Genomic DNA, 24056 nt, shown 5'->3' on the forward strand with positions numbered 1-24056 from the left:
GTTATTCCTCCTTCGCCTGATCAGGGAAATGAAAGTGCTGGTAACAGGTACACCTTACAAAGTGACCTGGTGCAATTTCATGCAACTCCGGGTTGTCTTCGTGAGCCGCATCGTTAATCCATGGAATTCTGGATTTGAAACGGCATCCTGTGCGAGGTAGGTTCTTTAATGAAGGGACGATGCCCTGAATGACGTGCAGTTTTGTTTTTTCTTCGGATAAAGTCGGAATGGAATTTAATAAGGAACGTGTATATGGATGTTTGGCATTGCTCATCAATGTGTAGATATCTGCAATCTCAACAATTTCGCCTGCGTACATGACGGCCACTCGATCAGCCATTTCAGCCACTACGCCAAGATCATGGGTAATCAGGATGATCCCCGCATGAATCTCGTTCTTCAAATCCCGGATCAGTTCCAGAATCTGCAGCTGAATCGTTACGTCTAGCGCCGTTGTCGGTTCATCGGCAATTAACAACTCGGGTTTATTGGCTATCGCGATCGCGATGACCACCCTCTGCCGCATACCCCCGGACAATTCGTGAGGATATTGCTTATATACATGTTCAGGGCGGGGAATGCCCACTTGATTAAGCAGGTCAATGACTCTGTCTTTCTTCTCTTTGGAAGATAGCTTCGGTTCATGCAAGGTCAGTATCTCTTCGATCTGATCGCCGATGACCATAAGAGGATTTAGTGCGGAAAGAGGATCTTGAAAAATCATGGCCATCTCTTTGCCGCGGAGTTTGTTCAATTTATTGGGTGGCAGGTTGGCGATATTCTCGCCTTTGTACAAAATTTCGCCTTCAATCTTGGCCTTGTTATGGAGACCCATAATCGAAAAGGCAAACGCGCTTTTGCCTGATCCGGATTCACCTACGATGGCAAGCACTTCATTCTTTTTAACCTTTAGGTTAACATGATCCACCGCCGGGTAGTATTCATCTTCAATTCTGAATGACGTCGTTAGATTTCTGACTTCCAATAGTTCTGTATTCAACTCGATCACCCTAACCCCAAAATTTCCGCAGATCGCTTCGTTTCAAAGGATTCATTGGATGTATATTTCCATTTTCCAGAATCATATGAACGAAAGTCTATGCAAATTACCTTTTAATTGTAAAAAGAGCTATGAAAGCTCATTTAGACCGTTGGTCAATTAATGCTCACAATTCCTAGTGGGATTATATTGGAAAATAATTAATGTAATCATACGTGTAAATTTAGATGACGTCAATCATTATTTTGAGATTTTTGGTATAAATGTTTTCTATGCTACATATATGGGTATTTATTATGCATTAAAGGTAAAATAAAGGAAGGTTGTACGTAGAGGATGTCCCTTTTATGGGATTTATTACAATTTGATTGCAAGAAGTGTTGCAAATATGACATTACTGTTACATCAGATCCAATGTTCAAGCATCAGGAAATGTGGTTTTCTGTAACTTTCATGTTATGTTTCGTGCCAAAAATACATTTTTCTAAATTTGTCCATGTCAGGCGGACAGCAAACAATTTTATCCAAAACTTCTTTCTTTACGCCCTTCATCAGATGATTGTAAAAATCCTAGTTATTATAGTATATGTTCATTTATTTGCTGCTGTAAAGAATGAATTGTCAACTTTTATCATTTATTTTACAAAAGGTTGAAAAAAGTCCTGCAATAAGCAGGACTTTTTTAATATTTATGCGTTTATATCAATATTTATAATATCAATGTACTCCCTCTGTTGGCGGCCGCTTCCCACGCTTTAACTCGTTAATGCTTAAGCCAAAATCCATTTGCAAGTGAGGATAATCCGGGAAATTTGCCCAGTCCCCGCCCCAAGTGAATCCCAGCTCCTTGGCAATGTCCACCACTTCCATCCAATCCGCTTTACCGTTTCCGTTATCATCGCGTTCCATATCCCATACGATGTCTCCATCCGGCGTCCGAAGGGCAAAATCAATGGCCAGTCCATAATTATGATATGATTCTCCGCCGCGGGCATTCGTAACGATGTTCCCTGCCAAGGCTCTCCCTTGTTCAAAAAGCTGATCCTGTTCCTCTATACTGCGATACCCATGCGTGATGACAACTTCAATGCCGATTCGAGCCGCCTTACGCACGAGCAATTGTTCGCCTTCCACGACCTTGGGATGAAGACCAGTAATCGGTACCGCTGCTTGCTGTTTGCCTGGCCATATTTCATGCACGCGATCCTCTTCCTGGATCCATACGTAAACGACCGAAATCAGCAATGTGGCAACAATCCATGATCCAAGCCGCCCTTTCCGCTTTTGCTTCATTCTGCGCTTTGATTTATTCATAGATTCTCCTGATGTGTGTTCTTTCGTCCAACACTGCATTCATAGACTCTATTATTATAAAACATTTCGCTGCAAAATGCCTCTCGGCGCGATTAGCGAAGGATCTTCCCGAAATGCAAAAAAGCAGCCGGCGATTAAGCCGACTGCTTCGTATCCAAGCTGAGTAAATACTACTCAGTTGTGTATGGCAGCAATGCGATTTGACGGGAGCGTTTGATGGCAATCGTCAGCATGCGTTGATATTTAGCGCTAGTACCTGTTACACGGCGTGGCAAAATTTTTCCACGTTCGCTGATAAATTTACGGAGCAAGTCCGTATCTTTATAGTCGATGTGAGTGATTTTGTTCGCAGTGAAGAAGCACACTTTACGACGTTTGTTGCGGCCGCCGCGGCGAGCCGGTCTTTTATCGTTGTCTCCGCCTTCTCTTTGCTTGAAGCTCATGCTTTTCAGTCCTTTCCTGTCGTTATTCCGCCAACTCGAATGAGAAGCGGTTCACGTTAAAATGGCAAATCATCATCCGATATGTCAATCGGTTTTCCGTCATCGGAAAAAGGATCCTGATTGTTACTGCGCGAATAGCTGTTGTTGTTGTTATTCGCACGTCCGCCGCCTCCGTAAGAAGGCTCCTCACGCATTTGTCCGCCACCGCCGCTATTGTTGCTATCGCGGTTAGACTCCAAGAAACGAACGTTATCGGCAATAACTTCGGTTACGTATACACGTTTACCTTCGTTATTTTCGTAATTTCGTACTTGAATGCGTCCTTCGACTGCAGCCAGACGCCCTTTGCGCAAATAGTTTGCACACGTCTCAGCAAGCTGTCTCCAGGTTACGACCGGAATGAAATCCGCTTCCCGCTCGCCTCCTTGGCTCGTAAACGGTCTGTCTACTGCCAAAGTAAATTGCGTAACTGCTACCCCAGCCGGAGTATAACGCAGTTCAGGGTCCCGAGTTAATCGGCCGATCAGAATGACACGGTTCAACAATGTAATCCCCTCCTTCAGAGCGTGTTAGGTACAATCATCACGGGTTGTCTTAAGCAACAACGTCGTTCGTAATGAGATAACGAATGACTTCGTCAGAAATTTTCATGAGACGCTCAAGTTCGTTAACAACTGCTGGTTCAGCAGTGAAGTTAACCAGAACGTAAACCCCATCACGGAATTTCTTGATCTCATACGCAAGACGGCGTTTACCCATAACGTCGTGAGCAGTAACCTCACCACCGCCGTTGGAGATGATGCCTTGGAATTTTTCGACTGTAGCTTGAACAACTTCTTGCTCAACGTCAGGACGAATAATGTACATCACTTCATATTTGCGCATAATTTTCACCTCCTTATGGACTTCGGCCCTCAATCCGAGTTGAGAGCAAGGAACGAGCACAAACTCGAACCATATTACTATAACAAAAACAACACCCGAATGCAAGCAAACGTTCCCTTTATTCTTTGCACATGATCAATTCCCGGTTGGAGCACACTATATGGGCAGCACGAACGACCATATTCAAGGAGGGAAGCACCATGGGTGAACGAACCGAGTTTGAACCTGGAGACAAGGCACCGAACGATGGTGAATATACGGAGGTTGGGGAGCGAAGTTTTCACACGGAGATCCAAAATCCTAAACGGGTAACGCTGAAAAAAGGCGAGCCTTTTCCCGAAACGAGCAATCACAATCGCAAATGGAAAAAGCTGACCAAGGCACGCGTGCATTAAGAGCAACTTTTTTTTCGGAGGGCTGTATATAATCCGTCAACATGCACATAATACAATTAGGCGATACACAAGAGAGGTGTGGTTCCGTTGGACTACGTAGCCGAACTTGATTGGTTCGTTGGAGATGCATCACGTAATATGAAGAAGCAAGTGGTAAGTGCGTAAGACCATTCGTCTGAAGCACGTGTATTGCTCAGCAGTACGCCAGGTTTCTGACCGTTACGACCGATTGTTTTCTAACTAAACGCTGTATCGCCTTAGAGAGCCCTTCGGGGCTCTTTATCTGTTTTTGCAGCTTTTCACGTTGTCCATAAGCTTAATATGAAAGATGAACCATCAGACTAAAACGAAAAGACCTTCCATTAAGGAAGGTCTTTATCTTCATTTGATAACGTTAGTAGTTAGTGGCGGAAAGGGTGGGATTCGAACCCACGCACGCTTTGACACGCCTAGCTGATTTCGAGTCAGCCCCCTTGGGCCTCTTGGGTACCTTTCCGCAGCAATACTGATTATAGCACAGTTAATCGGATATGGCAATAGCCTATCCAATTAATTTGTAATCGGCCATTGCTATGGCTGTACTGCATTCAATTACTCGTCCGTTTTAACCTCGGTTTCTTCTTCAGCAAGCGTAGAACGCAGTACTTTTTTCAGGCTTTTTTCAAATTTGGCTCTAGGAATCAGAACACTGTGCTTGCACCCCACGCACTTGATCCGGATATCCATGCCCATGCGAATGATTTCCATCTCATTGCTTCCGCATGGGTGCTGCTTCTTCATCTGCACGATATCGCCAAGTTGAAAAATTTTACGCTCCACCTCTTCCATCCCCCTCGTCCTTTTCCTGGGCTGAAGCAAACTCCAGCGCAGCCTGACTGCTGTTGTCCCGGTATTCGAACATTTTTTTCACATCGCTCTGGATTTGGCGTTCCACCGATGCCCGCGAATTGGGCATACACTCGGCTACGATTCGCACTACATACTCTGAGGTCGTCATAGACTGAATGCCGAGCACATCAGGAACCTTGACGATATTGAGATCGCGGTCCTCGATGCCGGCGAGGGCCCTTTTTACAAGATGGACGGACTCATCCAAGCTCTGCTCTGCTTTCATTGGAATATCGACAACAGCAAGGGAGTTGGACATGGAGAAGTTCGTCACGCTCGCGATCGTACCATTAGGAATGATATGAACCTCACCCTGCCAGCTCACCAATTTAGTCGTTCTCAGACCAATCACTTCCACTGTTCCTTTGTAAGAGCCGGTCTGAATGACATCTCCTACGGCGAACTGATCTTCAAGAATAATGAAAAATCCGGTAATAACGTCCTTGACAAGGCCCTGAGCCCCGAAACCGATGGCAAGACCAAGCACGCCGGCACTGGCCAATAGCGGTCCTACCTTGACGTTCAGCTCCGACAGCACCAGCAATACCATAATAAAGTTACACGTAATGGAGGTCGCATTTTTAAGCAGCTCGCCAACCGTTACGAACCTCCGTGGATTCACGCGTATCCGTCCTTCTTGTTTGCGGGACATGGAACGGTCGATGATTCGATGCACTACCTTTATGGCAATACGCGTAAGAATGAAAATAATGATCAGACGAAGCGAACTGAACAGAATGCTCATCCACATTTCGCCATCGGTTAACTGGTTCCACAATTTATCTGTCCACCGGATAGCGGTCTGAACAGCTTCATCTGGCGTGGGGACCTGTGGTTCTGTCGCAAATTTAAAGGGCAACATGATGACTCCCTCCTCTACATCGGTATGTTATCATAGCTTGTTTCATTTTTGAAATAGAGGCCCCTGATCTCGACGAATTCATTGCGAATGATCTGCTGAACTCTGACAAGATCCTCTTTGGGGAATTGGATGCATAATGCGCAGCCTGCCGTAATTTCCTTCGGCGTTGGAAACAAATCAATTTCGATCTCCGCAAACTCAAGCAGCATCTCTGCCCTCAGCGCCTGCTGGGTCGAATCAAAAGCAATAAGCAGCCAATCATCCAACCATTCGTCCATGTTCGATCCCTCCAAAAAAGCCTGACTGACAAAGTATAAAATCTTCTATCCTTCCATATACTGATACTACCATTTCAAGGGGAGAGGATAGATCCTATGAATCCAACTTCACATTCCTTTTCGTCTCATGATACCACCAGTCTAAAGATTTCGCATACTGATCCTGGCGCCCGCTCCGCTATTATCCACCGTTTAATGTTCCATCTATACAAAGCCCATTCCCTGCGAAATGTCGTCGTGGTGTGCATCGGCACCGATCGCTCAACCGGCGATTGCCTTGGCCCGCTTGTGGGTTCGTCCCTGTCGAAATGGGACAGCCCCCTCTTTCACCTATATGGGACCCTCGACGAGCCTGTGCATGCCATGAACTTGCAGGATACGTTGAATAAAATCAACGCAGCCCATCACAATCCCTACATTATTGCCGTCGATGCCTGTCTGGGGCAATCATCCAGCGTTGGATGCATTCAAGTCGTTAATGGTCCATTAAAGCCTGGAGCAGGCGTAAATAAAGAATTACCGCCGGTCGGCGATATCCATCTTGCTGGTATCGTTAACGTCGGCGGTTTCATGGAATACTTTGTTTTACAGAACACCCGGCTGAGCCTTGTCATGCGTATGTCCGAAATGATCGCCAGCAGCTTGTATTCCGCCATTCGCGAATGGCATACCCGTTCTACTCTGCTTGCTGTGCGAGACTGATAGCTTCCTTTTCCTCCGGGGATAGGGTATACGAGGATTCTCCCCCTTTAAGAGGTTTAGCGTACACATAAGAACCATCACGGTTAAAAATGCCCGTTAATACCATGCCATCTTGGCTGTCGTTGATCATGGCCACGGAAAAGCTGAGATCGCCGCCGTTTCCGCCAAAGGCATTGTACCGTTTTACGCCAACCTTGCTCTGGATGCGGGCCAGTTTCTGCGTAATCGTCTGCAACTGGTTCGTTTGCATCTGATGCCCATCCTCAATGCTATCCATTTGGATTTTGAGGTTGATCAGCAATGACTCCAAATCCTCGACGCCGCTGCCGGCCATCATTGCTTCGTATTTTCGCTTGAACTTTCGAAGTCTTGCTCCTTGGGCAATGCTCACAATCAATAAAATTACCGTCAATAATGCCAATCCGCCAATAATCCATAGCAGCTGTTCCAGAATCAGCTCGTTTATTTCAGCCATGTAGTGTAACTACCCCTCTGTTTGTTCAAATTCATGTTTGCGTCTGTTGCATCAAGACGGTATCCCACATGTTCCTATTGTTGCCTGGCGGCATTCCATTCCCTAGATTAACCTAACCCTCTTCTTCTAATCAACCCGAAAATTGTAACATGTAAACACCAAAAAGATACAAATATGGAAATCCACGCGGCGAATTCGTATTAAAAGGTGTCTTTCAGGTGAAAAGTCGTCCCTAGTCTACTCTTATTCCATGTTTGCCAGCTCTTGTACAGCCTCGATGAGGGCATTCACCTCATCCTTTGTAGTACTGTATCCCACGCTTGCCCGTACGGCTCCACTTGCCGTCGTCCCCGCCGATTCATGCGCAAGCGGGCTGCAATGGAATCCTGCCCTTACGGCAATGCCGAAGCGCCGGTCAAGTTGAAATGCCAATTGGGCCGAATCGCAGCCTTCTAGGGTAAAGGATAACAAGCCTGTGCGTGGTTGATCAAGTTTCGGTCCCAGCATGTGTATGCCTTTAATCGAAGACAGTCCATTCATCATATGCTGAATGAGTCCCCATTCATGCTGGTATATTTGTGCCGGATCCAAGGAGGATACATGCCTCACACCTGCCTCCAATCCGGCTATGCCCACCGTATTCGGCGTTCCGGCTTCATATCGGTCCGGCCGAATAAGGGGTTGTTCAATGGCTTCGGACTGGCTCCCCGTTCCCCCGTGGATCAAAGGCTGCACATCGAGTTCTGGACCTATGTAGAGTCCACCCGTACCCTGTGGGCCGAGAAGTCCCTTGTGCCCGGGAAATGCAAGCATATCGATCTCCAACTGCCGTACGTTCAAAGGCAAAATTCCAGCGCTTTGAGCGGCATCTACAAGCAATGTCGCCTTATGTTTATGAGCGAGCAGCGCAATCTCGCCGATAGGAAGTATGCTCCCGAGCAAGTTCGAACTATGCGTGCACACGACCAGCCTGGTGTTAGGTTTGAACATGCGCTGCATTTGCGCTAAATCAACATCGCCGTTCTGATCGACACCAACATAATCCACCTCAACACAGCGAGTCCGCCGTAAATACTCCAGCGGTCGCCGTACCGAATTATGCTCGGCCATCGTCGCAATGACATGATCCCCATGACGAACCCATCCTTGGATGGCGATGTTTAACGCTTCCGTTGTATTTGCTGTAAACGAGATATCGTTGGCATTATGAATGCCCAACAAGTTGGCTATTGACTTTCTGGCCCCGAACAGCACCCGGCTTGCCGAAACGGCCATGCGGTGGCTCCCTCTTCCGGGGTTGGCCCCGGATTGTTGCAAGGCATTCACCATGGCTTCTGCAACGGCTGGCGGCTTCGGCCATGATGTCGCGGCATGATCAAGATATATAATGTCTTGCACCTGAACTACCACCTCTACTTCGATGATGGCCACTTTTTCATTATGCGAGAAAAAAAGAATAATGACATATCAAGTCTCCAGCGTTCGGAGGCGATATGTCATTCTCATGAGAGGCCCCGCTGATGTTGCCCTACTTGGCTCTATTGCAGCAACTCTAACAGCCGTTCCAAATCCTGTTTGCTGTAGTAGTTAAGCTCGATTTTGCCTTTGTCCTTATTATGTTTGATCTTTACAGTTGTTTTGAAGCGTTCGCGCAGCGATTCTTCCAGCGTATCAATAAAAGGGTCCTTTTTCTTCACCTTGGCTTTGGCCTTCGCCTCGCCCAACTTGGAACGGTCCAGTTGTTGAACGGCTTCCTCCAGCTCACGAACGCTCCATTCTTGATCGATGGCCTGTTTGGCCAACTGTTTCATCATGTCCTGATCTTTTAACCCCACAATAGCACGAGCATGGCCCATGGATAACGTTCCACGTGAAACATAATCCTTAACTTCCTCCGGCAAAGCCAATAACCTCAAGAAGTTGGCAATATGCGAGCGGGATTTCCCTACTTTCACAGACAGTTCTTCTTGCGTTAATGAGAACTGTTCCATTAAGCCTTGGTAAGCGACAGCAACCTCCATTGCATTCAGGTTCTCCCGCTGCAAATTTTCAATAAGTGCAATTTCCATCACCTGTTGGTCACTAAAGCTGCGTACGACAGCAGGTATGGTTGTATTGCCGCAATATTGAGAAGCTCTGAAACGACGCTCACCTGCAATGATTTCATATCCTCTCAGCACTGTTCTGACAATAATCGGTTGAATAACGCCATGCTGGCGGATCGATTCGGCTAATTCGTGTATTGCATCTTCGTCAAAAACTTTGCGGGGTTGATATGGATTGGCCCGCAACTGATTGAGGGGGATTTCCACGACTTTGTCATCGTCATTGATTGAAAGCGATGGGATCAGGGCATCCAGGCCTTTTCCAAGCCGCTTACTCATAAGAAATCACTTCCTTCGCGAGCTCTAAATATACTTCCGCCCCTCTGGACCGAGGATCATACGTAATAATCGATTGGCCATGCGATGGAGCTTCGCTCAATCGAACATTACGCGGAATAATGGTCTGATACACCTTCTGTTGGAAATACTTCTTCACTTCTTCAATGACCTGAATTCCCAGGTTCGTGCGTGCATCAAACATGGTAAGCAGTACGCCCTCAATTTGCAAAGACGTATTCAAATGTTTCTGCACCAAACGAACCGTATTAAGCAATTGGCTTAATCCTTCTAACGCATAGTACTCACACTGAATCGGAATGATCACCGAATCGGAGGCTGTTAACGAATTGATGGTCAACATGCCAAGGGAAGGTGGGCAGTCGATCAGTATGTAGTCATAATTTTTTTTCACTAGGGCGAGTGACTTTTTCAAACGAACTTCCCTGGAAATCGTAGAAACCAACTCGATTTCCGCGCCAGCCAGTTGAATTGTTGCAGGGATAATATGAAGTCCTTCGATTTTCGTTTCCAAAATGGCTTCTTGGGGATGAACCTCATTAATCAACACATCATATATGCAGTTGGCCACGTCTGCTTTATTAATTCCAACTCCACTCGTTGTATTTCCCTGAGGGTCAATATCGACGAGCAATACCCTTCTCCCGAGCGAAGCCAGACCTGCACCCAAATTAACAGATGTCGTCGTTTTCCCCACACCGCCCTTTTGATTGGCTATGGTCATAATCTTAGACAATTACTTCACCTCAAATATAGGAGTCTTTTCTTGTAGGTTTAGGTTTATGAGATATCGTTAACTAAAAGCAGGTGGCGATCATCCATTACTGCAACAACCGTTTGTGCACCCTCATTCCCTTTCGTGCTGTCCATTCATGGCTTGCGTAGATAGAAAAAGCGGCCATTGCCGCCTCAAAGCTTCAATTATTTGCGCTTAGGTATATGAATGACGATTTCATAATGGTCTTCATGGTCCGATTCCTTCGTCTTAATATCCATGCCTGAACCAGTGACCATATCAATCGATTGCCTGATCGTATTGAGGGCAAGCCGTACATCCTTTGTATAGGATATGCGCTTCGATTTTTTCACTTTGGATGCTTCTTTATAAAAGGCTACCCGCGCTTCCGTTTGCTTGACGTTCAGTTCTTTGTCGATAATTTCTCCAAGCAGCTTCATTTGCAATTCCTCAGTGTCGAGGGAAAGCAGGGCCCGTGCATGCCGTTCCGATATTTTCCGTTCCATCAACGCCGTTTTCACGCCTTCCGGAAGCTGAAGCAGCCGGATTTTGTTCGCAATCGTGGATTGGCTCTTGCCAAGACGTTGAGCAAGGCTCTCCTGCGTGAGCTGGTGCAGGTCGATCAACTTTTGATAAGCAACGGCTTCTTCAATGGAAGTAAGCCCTTCCCGCTGCAAATTTTCGATCAACGCAATCGATGCCGCCTGTGAGTCATTGAATTCGCGCACGATGGCGGGAATTTGCTCCATACCCAGCTTGCGAACCGCGCGCCAACGCCGCTCTCCGGCGATAATCTCATAGGAGCCATTTCTCACCCGAACCACGATGGGTTGGATTACTCCATGGGTTCTGATCGTTTGCAACAGTTCGTCAATTTTCTCATCATCGAAAATGGTGCGGGGTTGATACGGGCTGCTCACAATTTCATTCACCGGGATTTGTTTTATTTCGTCACCGTTATTACGCTCCGCCAAACCAAACAACTTCGAAAATTGTTCTTTCATTCCGTATACTACCACCTAGTTTCATAATAGCGCTCGTCTGAAATCGAGGGCTTCTTATTCCATGCAAAGGACGCACATATTTGGATATGTCCTAAATACTCTATCATTGGTCATGCTCATAAAATCGATCTATATCATTCAACGTAAAGGCGATGTCCGCCAAGAGCCGATACTTCTATTCTACCATCTTTTCTTTCATAATCCTATGCTTACCTATTCTTTAAAACGGCTCAATTTTCCTGCTTTTGATCACTTTGAGAATCAATATTTTGGTCCGCGTCCTACGCAGGAATCTTCAGATGTCTATGTCTTTCTGTCTTGTTGAATACAATGGCTTGGCCTATTGCCACACAAGGCAAGTTGTTCCATCTTTTTTGGGGGCACAGCATATTTTCAGATGGATTTCTGCAAATCAATGTTTCGTTTCCATATTGGCTGCGCGAATACAGATCTAGATAACCGCAATAATAAATCGGACCAGGCGACTGCGAGTGCAGTACCATCTTCCGATCTCTGTATCTCCAAATTTTTTTTAAAAGGGAAATCCGGTGATCAGTCCATATCCCGGTCCAGCTTTCTTTCCGAAACTTATAAGCGACCGCTTTGCTTCTTCAGATTGTCCTGCCTTTCCGATCCAGACAACCTCCAATCCAAACCGCACCTCATATTATCTTTAGCAGCGCTTCTGATCTTTCATTCTTTTTCTCTTATTCAAAAACAAACCCATATCTTTTTCATAACTGGCTCCTCTCAAGGATTTGCAAACCTCATTTTACTATAGCCAACCATCGCGTGGGTTGATGCTTGTCTTCGCCCAATCCTAAGGATTGTTGCTCCTTTTACGTATAGAAAAAAAAGAGAATGTTTCACGTGAAACATTCTCTTTCCCTTTTGAACATGCCCCTCATATTCTGTTATTGAATCAACGGGGTCTTCAACGGCGTCCCCGGCTTGCGTGGATATTTATGAGGTGTCTTATCAAACTTCTGTACCAAAATAATGTGGCGTGCCGATTCCTCTACAGGAAGCTGGAACGGATGTACAGCCTTTACGCGTCCCTTCAATTGATTGAAGCTGAACTCGGCTTCCTTCATTTCATCACGAGGGTCCCCGCCTTTCATCGCGGCGAAGAATCCTCCTTTTTGCACAAATGGCAGACAGAACTCATTCAGAACGGCAAGCTTGGCGACTGCACGCGCAGTGACGAGATCATAGCGATCCCGGTAACCTTCCTTGCGTCCCAATTCCTCCGCACGTCCATGAATCAACTCAACGTCAGTCAACCCCAGCGTATCCACCACATGCTGCAAGAAACCAATCCGTTTGTTTAAAGAATCAATGATCGTGAGCTTGATATGCGGAAAACAGATTTTAAGCGGTATTCCGGGAAATCCGGCGCCCGAACCGATATCTGCAAGTCGCTCAACCTTCTCCATATCCACATAAAAGGCGAGCGAAACCGAATCGTAAAAATGCTTGGTATACACCTGCTCCCGCTCGGTGATTCCCGTCAAATTCATCTTTTCATTCCACGATACCAATTCCTGAAAATAAAGCTCGAATTGCTCCAGCTGGCGTTCATCCAGCTCCATTCCATGCTCCTTCAAGCGTAACTGCAGCTGCTGTTGAATCGTATCCATTATTGTCCCCTTGCTGCGGTTACGCGGTTATAGTGCTCCAGGTATACGAGCAAAATGGAGACGTCCGCCGGCGTAACCCCGGAGATCCGGGATGCCTGACCAATGGAGATTGGGCGGATTTTCGACAGCTTTTGTTTCGCTTCCATCGCCAACCCATGAACGTCATTGTATTCGATGTCGGCCGGAATTTTCTTTTTCTCCATCTTCTGCAAACGTTCCACGTGGATCAATTGCTTTTCGATGTAACCCGCATATTTGATCTGAATTTCGACCTGTTCCTTCATCTCAGCCGTCAATTCAACTTCGGAAGGAGAAATGTCTGCAATCCAATCGTACGTAATTTCCGGACGGCGCATCAAAGTGAGCAATGTGCTTCCATCTTGAATCGGCGCAGATCCGACAGCCTCCAGTTTATCGTTAACATCAGCAGGACGCACTTTGGTCGCTTTCAAACGCGCAATCTCTGCCTCTACCTTCGCTTTTTTGTCCAGGAATTTGGCGTAACGTTCTTCCGTAATCAATCCGATATCGTGACCAATTTCCGTCAGGCGCAAGTCCGCATTGTCATGGCGAAGCAAGAGGCGATACTCGGCACGGGAAGTCAACAAGCGGTAAGGCTCGTTGGTTCCTTTCGTAACCAGATCATCGATCAGCACGCCGATGTAGCCTTGGGAACGATCAAGCACAACAGGCTCTTTGCCTTGCACTTTGCGCGCGGCATTAATGCCGGCCATGATTCCTTGCCCTGCGGCTTCTTCATAACCGGAAGTCCCGTTGATTTGGCCGGCAGTGAACAATCCTGGCAGCCGTTTGGTTTCAAGCGAAGGCCAGAGCTGGGTCGGAACCATGGCATCGTATTCGATCGCATAGCCGTTTCGCATCATTTCTACGTTTTCCATCCCCGGGATCGAACGCAGCATACGAAGCTGCACATCCTCAGGCAAGCTGGTGGACAACCCTTGTACGTAATACTCGGATGTATTCTTGCCTTCCGGTTCCAGGAAAATTTGATGTTTTGGCTTATCGCTGAAACGCACGATTTTATCTTCAATAGAAGGGCAATAACGCGGACCCGTTCCTTCGATCAAACCAGAGAACATCGGTGCGCGATGCAAGTTGTCGTTAATAATCTGATGCGTTTCGACCGAAGTATACGTCAGCCAGCAAGGCAGCTGCTCGTTGTCCGAAGATTCCGTTTCATAGGAAAAGAACTTCGGTTCGTCATCGCCAGGCTGAATTTCCGTTTTGCTGAAATCAATCGTGTCTTTATGCACGCGCGGAGGCGTCCCTGTTTTGAAGCGAACCAGCTCAAATCCCAACTCGCGCAGATGTTCCGACAATTTCAACGAAGGCTGTTGATTGTTCGGCCCGCTCTCGTACATCAATTCACCCATAATGATTTTGCCGCGCAGGTATGTTCCTGTGGTCAGCACCACCGCTTTGGCACGATACTCGGTTCCCGTCTGGGTTACAACGCCAACGCACTGCCCGTCTTCAACAATCAAACGATCAACCATCCCTTGGCGCATCGTCAGGTTGCGTTCGTTCTCCATCGTTTCTTTCATGGTATGCTGATAAGAGAATTTATCCGCTTGCGCACGCAAAGCATGCACTGCAGGACCTTTCCCCGTGTTCAGCATCCGCATTTGAATAAACGTTTTGTCGATGTTGCGTCCCATTTCGCCGCCCAACGCATCGATTTCACGTACGACATGCCCTTTGGCCGGACCTCCAATCGAGGGGTTGCACGGCATAAATGCCACCATATCCAGATTGATGGTGATCATCAGCGTTTTGCTTCCCATGCGGGCTGCGGCCAGAGCAGACTCCACGCCTGCGTGGCCTGCACCCACAACAATGACATCATAATTTCCGCCATCATAAGCCATTTTCAATCTACCTCCTTATGCCTTCGCATAGCATCATCTATATCCAAATCAACCAACGACCGTAAACCCTTACTTGCCCAGACAGAACTGGGAAAAAATCTGATCAATCAGCGCATCATGCGCCGTATCGCCCACGATTTCGCCAAGCTGTTCCCATGCCAGACGCACATCGATCTGGATCATGTCGATCGGAATCAACTGTTCGGCGGCTTCGAAAGCATCGATCAGCGATTGTTTCGCCTTTTTGAGCAGGGCGATATGCCGCACATTGCTCACATACGTCAAATCCGAAGACTCCAGCTTACCGCTGAAGAACAAGGTAGAGATCGCTTCTTCCAAACGATCCACGCCCAGATCATCTTTGACCGACATCGGCACAAGCCGTTCCTCCGGAATGTAACGGAGCAGCACATCTCGCTCTACCTGAGGCGCCAAGTCCATTTTATTCATAATGACAATGGATTGTCTACCGCGGATTTGTTCCAGCAATTCGATCTCATCCTGATGCAGCGACTCCGCCGCATTGACGACCATCAGCAGCAGATCCGCTTCATTCACCGCAGAACGTGAGCGCTCGACTCCAATCTGTTCAACGACATCCATTGTCTCACGGATCCCTGCCGTATCCAGAAGCTTTAGCGGGATATTGTTGATTGTCACATATTCCTCGATGACATCGCGGGTCGTTCCCGGAATGTCGGTGACGATCGCGCGATTATCCTGAGCCAGCGCATTCAGCAGAGAGGACTTGCCCACGTTCGGCCGCCCGACGATGGCGGTCGTAATGCCTTCACGCAGTATTTTCCCTTGTTCGGCCGTTGCAAGCAATTGATCAATTTCGTTGATGACCAGGCTCGATTTTTCCTTGATAAAGTCGGCCGTCAGAGATTCGACATCATGCTCCGGATAATCGATATTCACTTCGATATGGGCTAGTGTCTCCACCAACGTATGTCTAAGATCCCTGATTTTTGTCGACAGCTTGCCTTCGACTTGTTTCAAAGCGACCGAGAAAGCGCGATCGGACTTGGAACGAATCAGGTCCATAACCCCTTCCGCTTGCGAAAGGTCGATCCGTCCATTCAGGAAAGCCCGCTTCGTGAATTCGCCGGGTTCGGCCAGACGAATGTCCAGCTGCAGCAGCAGGTCCATGACCCGTTTGACCGACACGATGCCGCCATGGGCACTGATCTCCACGACATCCTCTGTCGTAAAGGAACGCGGTGCCCGCATTACGGTAACCAGCACTTCCTCCACCTTTTCGCCACTGGCCGGATCGATAATGTGACCATAATGTACGGTATGAGAGTCTGCCTGAGACAAAGGCGTTTTACTCCGAAAAATCTTCTCCGTCTCCGTAACCGAGTCCGGGCCGCTCACGCGAATGACCGCTATGCCTGCTTCGCCCAGAGCCGTTGATATCGCTGTGATCGTATCGCTGATCATTGCTCATCTCTCCTTGATCTATTTCAAATTTCGTCCCACAGGACGCCATGGAATTTCGTTTTATACGTAAATGCAAAAGCTTATTAGTACGAAAAAAGCAATGGCTTCTGCACCGGGCAGGAAGCCATTGCGTCCTCAATGTCATGTTATTTCGTCGTAATGACCACACGCCGATTCGGCTCTTCACCCTTGCTGTACGTCTTGATCTGCGGGTGGTTTTGCAGCTTCGCGTGAATCACCTTGCGCTCGAGCGGCGGCATCGGCTCCAGCATGACTTCCTTGCCGGTCCGAATGGCTTGTCCAGCAAGACGCTCAGCCAGATCTTCCAGCGTTTTACGTCTGCGCTGGCGGAAGTTTTCCGCATCCAGCACAATGCGCACGAAGCTCTCCGAATAACGATTGGCAACAATGTTCGTTAAATATTGAAGGGCATCCAGCGTTTGTCCACGTCTTCCAATAATCATGCCAAGGTCTTCTCCGGCAATGTTGAACAGGTGACCATCCCGCTGTTTCTTGATGCTGACCTCAACGCTAAGTCCCATACCTGCTGCGACTTCCTTCAAAAAAGCAGCCGCTTCCTCATAGGGATTTTTCGCCGCGACGTCCTCAGGCGTTACATCCGCGCGGGGAGCATTCACGACTGGCTCGCTCGGCTGTGGTGGTGCCTCAGGAACAGGCAGCAGCCTGACTTCAACCTTGGCCGGTTTCACCCCGATCAAGCCCAGGAATCCTTTTGACGGCTGTTCTAACACTTGTATCTCGACCTTGTCCCTGCTCACGCCGAGTTCGGCCAATCCTTGGTTTACAGCATCTTCAATGGTTTTTCCTGACGTAATGACTTTGGTCATTTCGATTTTTTGGCCCCTTTCGACCGTTTGCCAGAGACGGTTGCCTTGCCGCCATTTTTGCGTTTAGCCCCGTTGTTGGAGCTGCTCTGCTTCACGTTCACCTCGGCTACGGCTTTGTCGTTATTCCGGTAAAGGAAGAAGTTTTGCACGATGGTGTAGATATTGCTGTAGAACCAGTACAACGGCAATGCCGAAGGGAACTGGTAGGACATGACAAAAATCAGGATCGGATATACCCATAACATGAATTGCATCGGTCCAACCTGCTGGGCCGGATTCATGCGCATCATCATCCAGGTTTGGACCCAAGTCGTGATCGCTGCCAGAATCGGCAAGATGAACAAGTGGTCCGGCGCTCCGAGCTGCAGCCATAAGAAATCATGCGTTCTCAGACTGGAGTTGCCGTAAATCGAGTTATAAAGTGCGATGTAAATCGGCATCTGAATCAGAAGCGGCAGACAACCTGCCATCGGATTAACCTTGTTTTCCTGAAACAGTCGCATCGTTTCCTGCTGAACCTTCTCAGGTGTATCTTTATACTTTGCTTGAATTTCTTTCAATTGCGGCTGAATTGCCTGCATGGCCTTGGAACTGCGAACCTGTTTCATCGTCAGCGGCAGGATCAATGTCCGTACGATAAGCACCATCACAAGGACGGCCAGTCCATATTCACCGTTAAACCAGTTGGCAAATGTATCGAGCGCCAATGAGAACCAATACACTACATTGCTTTGCCAGAAAGATTCACTGTTCCTCAAGTCTTCCGTTGTTACACCGCTCCCTTGCGGAGTACATCCGGCGAGTACGGCGACCATTGCAATGACTGCAATAAGGAGAATCCACTTCCCCTTTGATGTCTTCAATCGCGACACTTCATAACCCCTCTCTTAACCATTCCATTCCACCGTAAATCATACCATATTCAGGAGGACAAATAAACCGAATACTATCGCTTGCTTGACTTCAAGAGGCTGCCCTTGCGCAAGACATGCAGCACGCTTTTTTCCATCTCCTGATAAGACATGGCCAAGGCTCCCTTTCGCACGATGAAAATCAGATCCATCTGGGTCACGATTTCCTGCTCGTGCCGTCTGACAATTTCCTTCACCATGCGTCTCATTCGGTTGCGAACGACAGCATTCCCGATTTTTTTGCTGCAGGACACTCCGACCCGGAATTGTTCGGTATCTTTACGGCGGCAGCCATACACTACGAATTGATGATTGGCGAACGATTTTCCATACCGGTATACGCGGTTAAAATCCGCCCGGTTTCGTAAACGCAGTCTTTTGTACACGGCGCTTCTCCTTGCTATTCTCCACCGTCCAACTTGACGGGGCTCCATTACTGATTTAGTATAGGCTTTCTTGCGTGGCGGTAAACCGCCGGAGCACAACTTGTTATATATGAAAAAGTACGTCGCACCGATGCCTGATCATACACGCCTGCGCCTAAAGCTGCGTCTCTCGCAATCTTTGGCTGGCTGCTGACTCCGGCTGCTTATGCTCTTGATATATATAAGGAAGTTTCCTGTTATCTTGTCGTGCATTGCATGAAAATCGGTTTAGCTTTGTAATGAAAAAAAAGACCACCGAAGTGGTCTTCTCATGCATTAAGCACTCAGGACTTTACGGCCTTTCAGGCGACGTGCAGCCAGAACTTTACGTCCGTTTTTTGTGCTCATTCTTTTACGGAAACCATGAACTTTTTTACGCTTGCTTACGTTCGGTTTGAATGTAGGTCTCAATGTATTGCACCTCCTTACAAGGAAATACTTATGTGATGAATCATTTTCATCTTCACAGAAAACACCTTTATATATTTAACCACGTCCCCATGCAAAAGTCAACTGAAAACGTATCCCCTCTTCCTCTTTTTCAAAAATATAGAATGATCCTCTCGCAAAAAGTTATCCCCAGCCTATGAGCAGGACCGTATTCTCCAATCCGATTCGATTTATCCACACCCGCGGAACGGATCAGCTTCATTCTCTTTTCGGCCTGGTTATACACATGTGGATAATCTTTTGTCCAGCTTCTTTTCTTTTTGCTTCAATATTCTGCCGTATTTTTTGATGATCTGTAATTTTCCGGGATTGAACTGGTTATGCTATCGTAGAAGCTTGAAATTTAATGTATTCGCTTTAATGTTCAGGTTTACAAGCTTTTGCGAAAGGTGTAGCATAAACAATGAGCTTGTATACAAGTATACTTATCGATGTCGTAAAATGTCTTTCGTGCCAAGATCGCTTCAAAAAGTCAGCGGTCCTCCGGTTGTGTTATGATCAGTATGGACGCATTCGGACTGCCTGCAAGTGGAAGTCTGTCTCGTGTACTCAAGAACTGATTATATTATAGGAGCGTTAGCCATTATGCAGTTTCCTTCTTCCTGGCTGCAGGGAGCTTCCCGAGGGGAAGCGATTGCCTGCGAATTGAGGTTGCGCATCATCAGCGGGGAACTCCGCCCCGGTGAAACGTTGTCGGAAAACCGGATTGCCGCTGATTATGAAAGCAGCCGTTCTCCCGTGCGCGAAGCATTGCGTACACTGTCGAATGAAGGCTTGATTCGACTGGAGCGTATGGGCGTGGTTGTGCTCGGTTTGAAAATCAGCGATGTTGAAGAGCTATATGACGTCCGTTTTTTGATCGAGAGCTTTGTACAGCAACGGTTGGCGAACAATGTACCCGTACAACTGCTGACGCAGCTTCGCAATACGATTGACAAAATGGAACTTGCCGGACGGCACAGGGACGCCATCGAGTTTGCCCATCAGGATCTGACTTTTCACGAGGCGATCATTGAAGCGGCCAAGCACACCCGGATCTCCCATTTATGGAGAAGCATCCGATACGTCGTCATGACGGTGATGCTGCTTACGACCCGCAGGGTTTTCGCTCAGGGCGAACAAAAAATAAGCGATGTCATTCATAAGCATCGCCTGCTCCTCAAGGCACTTGAATCGGGGGATAAAGAACAGATTCAAGCCGGGGTCCGCGCCTACTTCAAAGATTCGGGCAAGACGCTTCATGAAAGCTTTGAGTCATGATCCGCGATGTATCGCGCTTCCTTTAAACGGCACACGAAGGTCCCCGTAAGCATAACGTTGCTTTTACGGGCGGCCACAATCATTCTGCAGGGGAATGGTTGGACATTTACTTGTCGACAAGTATACACAATGCGATTTCCATTCATCCTCGGGGTCCATTGTAAGCGTTATATAAACATAAAAAGGAGCATACACCATGAGTACTCTTTTTGGTCTATCCCATAATGCCACCTTGTTGGTATGGACATTGATTGCGATCGTATTCCTGATCGTGCTGATCTCCAAATACAAATGGAACCCGTTTATAACGTTGATGCTGTCGGCCCTGATGCTTGGCTTGCTTGCCGGCATGAAACCGGCTGACGTGATTTCATCCATTACCGGCGGATTGGGCGGCACGCTCGGAACGATCGCCATCGTTATCGCGCTCGGCACCATGCTGGGCAAAATGATGGCAGAGTCCGGCGGTGCCGAGCGCATAGCAACGACGCTTGTCGACCGTTTCGGCGTGAAGCGGGTACACTGGGCGATGATGATCGTTGGTTTTATCGTCGGCATCCCGGTGTTCTTTGAAGTCGGGGTTATTCTGCTTATTCCGATCATTTTCACGGTTGCCCGAAAAACCGGCATGTCCCTGCTTCAGATCGGCATTCCGATTCTGGCCGGACTTTCGACCGTACATGGTCTCGTTCCACCCCATCCCGCTCCAATGATCGCGATTGACGCGTTCAAGGCAGACCTGGGCAAAACGATTTTGTACTCCCTGATCGTCGGCATTCCGACGGCCATTATCGCCGGTCCCTTGTTCGGGAAGTTCATCGGCAAACGTATTCAACTGGAACCGCCGACCGAACTGGCCGAGCAATTTTCCACCAGCAAAACCGACCGATTGCCTGGGTTCGGGATCACCCTGTTTACAATCCTTCTGCCTGTTATTCTGATGCTGATCGGGTCGATTGCGAACATTGTGGACCCTGAGGGTACTAGCTCCTTCACGGTTTTCTGTGAATTTATCGGCCATGAGGTCATCGCGTTGCTTATTTCCGTCGTGTTCGCGCTGTTCTCCCTCGGATTCGCACGCGGGTTCAATAAACACGACATTTCCCGGTTCACCAGCGAATGTCTGGCTCCGACAGCTACCATCATTTTAATCATCGGTGGCGGCGGCGCGTTCAAACAAGTACTGATCAACAGCGGTGTGGGCAATGCCATTGCTGAAGTGGCCACGCATGCCCACATCAATGTTATCTTGTTCGCCTGGCTGGTTGCAGCCCTCATACGCGTAGCCACCGGTTCGGCCACGGTTGCCATGACGACTGCCGCGGGCATTGTAGCCCCGGTTCTGGCGCTCACGCCAGGTGCAAGCATTGAGCTGGTCGTGCTCGCTACAGGTGCCGGTTCCCTCGTCCTGTCTCATGTGAATGATGCCGGCTTCTGGATGATCAAGGAATTTTTCAACATGAGCGTTGCGCAGACCCTCAAGACGTGGACCGTTATGGAAACACTATTATCTGTTGTAGGATTGATCTTTATCTTGATTCTGAGTACGGTGCTGTAAAGCACCTGCTCAGATTCGTTTTATTTTTAGGGGAAAAGAGGTTTAAATCATGAGTAACTATATGATCGGAATCGACATCGGCACCACCAGCACCAAATCGGTATTGTTTACGGAGCAAGGTGCCGTTGTTAGTACGTGCACACAAGAATACCCGCTGTATACGCCCGCGCCTGACGTAGCCGAGCAAGATCCGGAACAAATCGTACAAGCTGCCGTCCGTTCCATTCGCGGGGTCATGGACGAAAGCGGAGTCTCCGCAAATGAGATTCTGTTCGTATCTTGCAGTTCAGCCATGCATAGCTTGATAGCGATGGACAAGGATGACAAACCGATTACCAACTGTATCACCTGGGCAGACAACCGGAGTGCTGCTTGGTCCAGCAAACTGCAGGAGAATGGCGTAGGCCATCGTATCTATCGTCGTACAGGTACGCCAATTCATCCCATGTCACCGCTGACCAAGCTGATGTGGCTTCGCCACGACGAACCAGAGCTGTTTCAACGTGCCGCCAAATTCATTTCCATTAAGGAATATTTGTTTTTCCGTTTATTTTCTTCATATATCGTGGACTACTCCATCGCATCCTGCACAGGTCTGCTGAACCTGGAACAGCTGGATTGGGACGCAGAGGCGCTTGAGCTGGCCGGGATCACTCCGGATCGTCTGTCCCGCCTCGTACCAACAACACATACTATAGAGGGAATGCATCCGGAGTGGGCTGAAAAAACGGGACTCTCCCTCTCTACACCTTTCGTCGTCGGAGCAAGTGACGGCGTGCTGTCCAATCTCGGCGTCAATGCCATCGAGCCCGGGGTCGTAGCAGCCACGATCGGCACCAGCGGCGCGATACGCACCGTCGTCAATCGCCCTGTCACCGATCCGAAAGGCCGTACCTTCTGTTATGCCCTGACCGATAACCTGTGGGTTGTAGGTGGTCCCGTGAACAACGGCGGCATGCTGTTTCGCTGGGTACGGGACGAGTTTGCCGCTTCGGAAGTAGAAACGGCGAAACGGCTCGGCATCAATTCGTATGACGTGTTAACCCGCATCGCCGAACGTGTCAGCCCAGGATCGGAAGGGCTGCTGTTCCATCCGTACCTTTCGGGCGAGCGTGCCCCCCTGTGGAATCCGAATGCACGAGGCTCCTTCTTCGGGCTCACCCTTCATCACCAGAAGGAGCATATGATCCGCGCTGTGTTGGAAGGGGTTATTTTCAACCTGTATACCGTGCTGCTCGCTATGGAAGAACAGATCGGGCACCCCTCCTCCATTCAGGCTACCGGCGGATTTGCCCGTTCCCCGCTCTGGCGGCAAATGATGTCCGACATCTTCAATCAGGAAGTCGTGGTGCCCGAAAGTTTCGAAAGCTCCTGCCTCGGCGCCGTGGTTCTCGGTCTTTACGCAACTGGCCGTGCGAAGTCGCTTGATGTCGTCGCCTCCATGGTAGGCACAACGCACAGACATAGCCCTGTGCCGGAAAATGCAGCTATTTATCGCGAGCTTCTCCCTCTTTTTATCCGCATTTCGCGCAAACTGGAGGAGGAATATGCCGATATTGCAGAATTCCAGCGCAAACACTCTGTTCTGAAGGAATCCAAGTAGGACTCCTCCCTCTTTATAAGCTAAAAGGCAGCACCGCGGACCGTTGGTCCGCGGTGCTGCTTTTTTTTCCTCCATATCAACGTGCCAGGCCACATCCGTGTTGAGGATCTGGCCTGGCACGACGCAGGTGATGCACTCCGCCGACGACAAAAGAGTTCACTTTGAAAATCCCATTCAACATCAAAGGACATCTTTTGTGCCTCTGTTTATCCACAATAAAGTTATTCACAAAATAGAAGCCCCATTTACGCACACTCGCCAAATTCCGCCGGATAACCTGTGAATAATCACATTTAGATTTTTAGGGCTTCATGTCGAAAATTAAACAAATTATAAACAATATATAGTGTTGTGATTAAAAATTATACACAAGTTATTGAATTTGTGGATAAAATCTCGCGATACATTGAAATGCCGGGCTTCTTTTGCTATGATTGTATTACTTTTGGATGTGAATATGTGATCTGAACCATAATATTATCAACAACCTGTGGATAAAGTTGTGAACAATTTTCCGTTGTTCATTCTTTTTTTGTTTTCGGCTTGCGGGAGTTTGGGGATAAATGCAACATTATTTCTCGTATTTCGACACTGCAACATGGCTTAAGCCACACTTGTAACATGTAAAAGGAGTGACAGTCT

The 24056-nt window shown here is 48.0% G+C and carries 25 protein-coding genes and 1 tRNA gene; 5 read left to right on the top strand and 21 right to left on the bottom strand.

The window, feature by feature from the left end; translation table 11 throughout:
- Position 1: 1 nt before the first annotated feature.
- The 5 genes from SNR34_RS30895 to rpsF form a co-directional block, all read right to left on the bottom strand.
- A complete protein-coding gene (locus SNR34_RS30895; protein ID WP_236413656.1) occupies positions 2–1000 on the bottom strand; it encodes an ABC transporter ATP-binding protein in 999 nt (332 codons plus the stop codon).
- Positions 1001–1717: 717 nt separating this feature from the next.
- A complete protein-coding gene (locus SNR34_RS30900) occupies positions 1718–2314 on the bottom strand; it encodes a M15 family metallopeptidase (protein WP_236413658.1) in 597 nt (198 codons plus the stop codon).
- Between the two features lie 170 nt (positions 2315–2484).
- Positions 2485–2757 (bottom strand): 30S ribosomal protein S18, encoded by a 273-nt coding sequence (gene rpsR / locus SNR34_RS30905; RefSeq protein WP_062327715.1) that lies wholly within the window; start codon positions 2755–2757, stop codon positions 2485–2487.
- Positions 2758–2813: 56 nt separating this feature from the next.
- A complete protein-coding gene (gene ssb, locus SNR34_RS30910) occupies positions 2814–3302 on the bottom strand; it encodes a single-stranded DNA-binding protein (protein ID WP_236413659.1) in 489 nt (162 codons plus the stop codon).
- A 49-nt stretch (positions 3303–3351) separates the two neighbouring features.
- Entirely contained in the window at positions 3352–3642 is a 291-nt protein-coding gene (gene rpsF, locus SNR34_RS30915; protein ID WP_236413660.1) for a 30S ribosomal protein S6, read from the bottom strand.
- A gap of 200 nt (positions 3643–3842) precedes the next feature.
- Between rpsF and SNR34_RS30920 the strand changes: the two genes are divergently transcribed.
- Entirely contained in the window at positions 3843–4037 is a 195-nt protein-coding gene (locus tag SNR34_RS30920; RefSeq protein ID WP_236413661.1) for a YjzC family protein, read from the top strand.
- A gap of 405 nt (positions 4038–4442) precedes the next feature.
- Here the strand turns inward: SNR34_RS30920 and SNR34_RS30925 are convergent.
- From SNR34_RS30925 to SNR34_RS30940, 4 genes are all read right to left on the bottom strand, one after another.
- Positions 4443–4533 (bottom strand) — tRNA-Ser (locus SNR34_RS30925).
- 95 nt (positions 4534–4628) lie between these two features.
- The gene (locus SNR34_RS30930) at positions 4629–4856 is read right to left on the bottom strand and encodes a DUF951 domain-containing protein (RefSeq protein ID WP_236413663.1); all 228 of its coding nucleotides are present in this window, start codon (positions 4854–4856) and stop codon (positions 4629–4631) included.
- Entirely contained in the window at positions 4846–5787 is a 942-nt protein-coding gene (locus SNR34_RS30935) for a mechanosensitive ion channel family protein (protein ID WP_486180915.1), read from the bottom strand. Before SNR34_RS30935 ends, SNR34_RS30930 begins: the two co-directional genes overlap by 11 nt.
- Positions 5788–5801: 14 nt before the next feature.
- A complete protein-coding gene (locus tag SNR34_RS30940) occupies positions 5802–6065 on the bottom strand; it encodes a putative Se/S carrier protein (protein WP_343261392.1) in 264 nt (87 codons plus the stop codon).
- A gap of 96 nt (positions 6066–6161) precedes the next feature.
- On the opposite strand from SNR34_RS30940, the gene yyaC reads away from it, so the two are divergent.
- Positions 6162–6767: a spore protease YyaC gene (gene yyaC, locus SNR34_RS30945; RefSeq protein WP_236413670.1), complete on the top strand. Its 606-nt coding sequence runs from the start codon at positions 6162–6164 to the stop codon at positions 6765–6767.
- On the opposite strand, the gene SNR34_RS30950 is transcribed toward yyaC, so the two are convergent.
- From SNR34_RS30950 to rpmH, 12 genes are all read right to left on the bottom strand, one after another.
- Positions 6742–7242, bottom strand: a complete 501-nt coding sequence (locus tag SNR34_RS30950) for a DUF4446 family protein (protein WP_236413671.1) — start codon at positions 7240–7242, stop codon at positions 6742–6744. The two genes, yyaC and SNR34_RS30950, sit on opposite strands and share 26 nt — an antisense overlap.
- 243 nt (positions 7243–7485) lie before the next feature.
- Positions 7486–8640 carry an aminotransferase class V-fold PLP-dependent enzyme gene (locus tag SNR34_RS30955; protein ID WP_343261393.1) on the bottom strand — a complete coding sequence of 385 codons (1155 nt, stop codon included), beginning with the start codon at positions 8638–8640 and terminating at the stop codon, positions 7486–7488.
- Positions 8641–8780: 140 nt separating this feature from the next.
- Entirely contained in the window at positions 8781–9626 is an 846-nt protein-coding gene (locus tag SNR34_RS30960; RefSeq protein ID WP_236413672.1) for a ParB/RepB/Spo0J family partition protein, read from the bottom strand.
- Complete coding sequence (locus SNR34_RS30965; RefSeq protein ID WP_236413674.1) at positions 9619–10380, bottom strand: ParA family protein; 762 nt, start codon at positions 10378–10380, stop codon at positions 9619–9621. Before SNR34_RS30965 ends, SNR34_RS30960 begins: the two co-directional genes overlap by 8 nt.
- 185 nt (positions 10381–10565) lie before the next feature.
- Positions 10566–11384 (bottom strand): nucleoid occlusion protein, encoded by an 819-nt coding sequence (gene noc, locus SNR34_RS30970; protein WP_236413675.1) that lies wholly within the window; start codon positions 11382–11384, stop codon positions 10566–10568.
- 914 nt (positions 11385–12298) lie between these two features.
- Positions 12299–13024, bottom strand: a complete 726-nt coding sequence (gene rsmG, locus SNR34_RS30975) for a 16S rRNA (guanine(527)-N(7))-methyltransferase RsmG (RefSeq protein ID WP_236413677.1) — start codon at positions 13022–13024, stop codon at positions 12299–12301.
- Positions 13024–14913, bottom strand: coding sequence for a tRNA uridine-5-carboxymethylaminomethyl(34) synthesis enzyme MnmG (gene mnmG, locus SNR34_RS30980; protein ID WP_236413679.1), 1890 nt, complete (start codon positions 14911–14913; stop codon positions 13024–13026). Before mnmG ends, rsmG begins: the two co-directional genes overlap by 1 nt.
- A gap of 69 nt (positions 14914–14982) precedes the next feature.
- The gene (mnmE, locus tag SNR34_RS30985; RefSeq protein ID WP_343261394.1) at positions 14983–16359 is read right to left on the bottom strand and encodes a tRNA uridine-5-carboxymethylaminomethyl(34) synthesis GTPase MnmE; all 1377 of its coding nucleotides are present in this window, start codon (positions 16357–16359) and stop codon (positions 14983–14985) included.
- Positions 16360–16505: 146 nt separating this feature from the next.
- Positions 16506–17207 (bottom strand): RNA-binding cell elongation regulator Jag/EloR, encoded by a 702-nt coding sequence (gene jag, locus SNR34_RS30990; RefSeq protein WP_236413683.1) that lies wholly within the window; start codon positions 17205–17207, stop codon positions 16506–16508.
- Positions 17204–18079 carry a YidC/Oxa1 family membrane protein insertase gene (locus SNR34_RS30995; protein ID WP_236413684.1) on the bottom strand — a complete coding sequence of 292 codons (876 nt, stop codon included), beginning with the start codon at positions 18077–18079 and terminating at the stop codon, positions 17204–17206. Before SNR34_RS30995 ends, jag begins: the two co-directional genes overlap by 4 nt.
- 74 nt (positions 18080–18153) lie before the next feature.
- The gene (gene rnpA / locus SNR34_RS31000; protein ID WP_236413685.1) at positions 18154–18504 is read right to left on the bottom strand and encodes a ribonuclease P protein component; all 351 of its coding nucleotides are present in this window, start codon (positions 18502–18504) and stop codon (positions 18154–18156) included.
- Between the two features lie 315 nt (positions 18505–18819).
- On the bottom strand, positions 18820–18954 hold the full coding sequence (rpmH, locus tag SNR34_RS31005) for a 50S ribosomal protein L34 (RefSeq protein WP_019914530.1): 135 nt from the start codon (positions 18952–18954) through the stop codon (positions 18820–18822).
- A 624-nt stretch (positions 18955–19578) separates the two neighbouring features.
- Between rpmH and SNR34_RS31010 the strand changes: the two genes are divergently transcribed.
- From SNR34_RS31010 to gntK, 3 genes are all read left to right on the top strand, one after another.
- Positions 19579–20253 carry a GntR family transcriptional regulator gene (locus tag SNR34_RS31010; RefSeq protein ID WP_236413686.1) on the top strand — a complete coding sequence of 225 codons (675 nt, stop codon included), beginning with the start codon at positions 19579–19581 and terminating at the stop codon, positions 20251–20253.
- Between the two features lie 196 nt (positions 20254–20449).
- Complete coding sequence (locus tag SNR34_RS31015) at positions 20450–21811, top strand: GntP family permease (protein ID WP_236413687.1); 1362 nt, start codon at positions 20450–20452, stop codon at positions 21809–21811.
- A 49-nt stretch (positions 21812–21860) separates the two neighbouring features.
- Positions 21861–23414 (top strand): gluconokinase, encoded by a 1554-nt coding sequence (gntK, locus tag SNR34_RS31020; protein WP_236413688.1) that lies wholly within the window; start codon positions 21861–21863, stop codon positions 23412–23414.
- Positions 23415–24056: the final 642 nt, after the last annotated feature.

The organism is Paenibacillus sp. XP01 (assembly GCF_057364885.1).

Coding starts and splice junctions, on each gene's coding strand:
- SNR34_RS30900 (WP_236413658.1), bottom strand. CDS start 2,314: ATGAATAAATCAAAGCGCAGAATGAAGCAAAAGCGGAAAGGGCGGCTT.
- rpsR (WP_062327715.1), bottom strand. CDS start 2,757: ATGAGCTTCAAGCAAAGAGAAGGCGGAGACAACGATAAAAGACCGGCT.
- rpsF (WP_236413660.1), bottom strand. CDS start 3,642: ATGCGCAAATATGAAGTGATGTACATTATTCGTCCTGACGTTGAGCAA.
- SNR34_RS30920 (WP_236413661.1), top strand. CDS start 3,843: ATGGGTGAACGAACCGAGTTTGAACCTGGAGACAAGGCACCGAACGAT.
- SNR34_RS30935 (WP_486180915.1), bottom strand. CDS start 5,787: ATGTTGCCCTTTAAATTTGCGACAGAACCACAGGTCCCCACGCCAGAT.
- SNR34_RS30940 (WP_343261392.1), bottom strand. CDS start 6,065: ATGGACGAATGGTTGGATGATTGGCTGCTTATTGCTTTTGATTCGACC.
- yyaC (WP_236413670.1), top strand. CDS start 6,162: ATGAATCCAACTTCACATTCCTTTTCGTCTCATGATACCACCAGTCTA.
- SNR34_RS30950 (WP_236413671.1), bottom strand. CDS start 7,242: ATGGCTGAAATAAACGAGCTGATTCTGGAACAGCTGCTATGGATTATT.
- SNR34_RS30960 (WP_236413672.1), bottom strand. CDS start 9,626: ATGAGTAAGCGGCTTGGAAAAGGCCTGGATGCCCTGATCCCATCGCTT.
- noc (WP_236413675.1), bottom strand. CDS start 11,384: ATGAAAGAACAATTTTCGAAGTTGTTTGGTTTGGCGGAGCGTAATAAC.
- rsmG (WP_236413677.1), bottom strand. CDS start 13,024: ATGGATACGATTCAACAGCAGCTGCAGTTACGCTTGAAGGAGCATGGA.
- mnmG (WP_236413679.1), bottom strand. CDS start 14,913: ATGGCTTATGATGGCGGAAATTATGATGTCATTGTTGTGGGTGCAGGC.
- mnmE (WP_343261394.1), bottom strand. CDS start 16,359: ATGATCAGCGATACGATCACAGCGATATCAACGGCTCTGGGCGAAGCA.
- jag (WP_236413683.1), bottom strand. CDS start 17,207: ATGACCAAAGTCATTACGTCAGGAAAAACCATTGAAGATGCTGTAAAC.
- SNR34_RS31010 (WP_236413686.1), top strand. CDS start 19,579: ATGCAGTTTCCTTCTTCCTGGCTGCAGGGAGCTTCCCGAGGGGAAGCG.
- SNR34_RS31015 (WP_236413687.1), top strand. CDS start 20,450: ATGAGTACTCTTTTTGGTCTATCCCATAATGCCACCTTGTTGGTATGG.
- gntK (WP_236413688.1), top strand. CDS start 21,861: ATGAGTAACTATATGATCGGAATCGACATCGGCACCACCAGCACCAAA.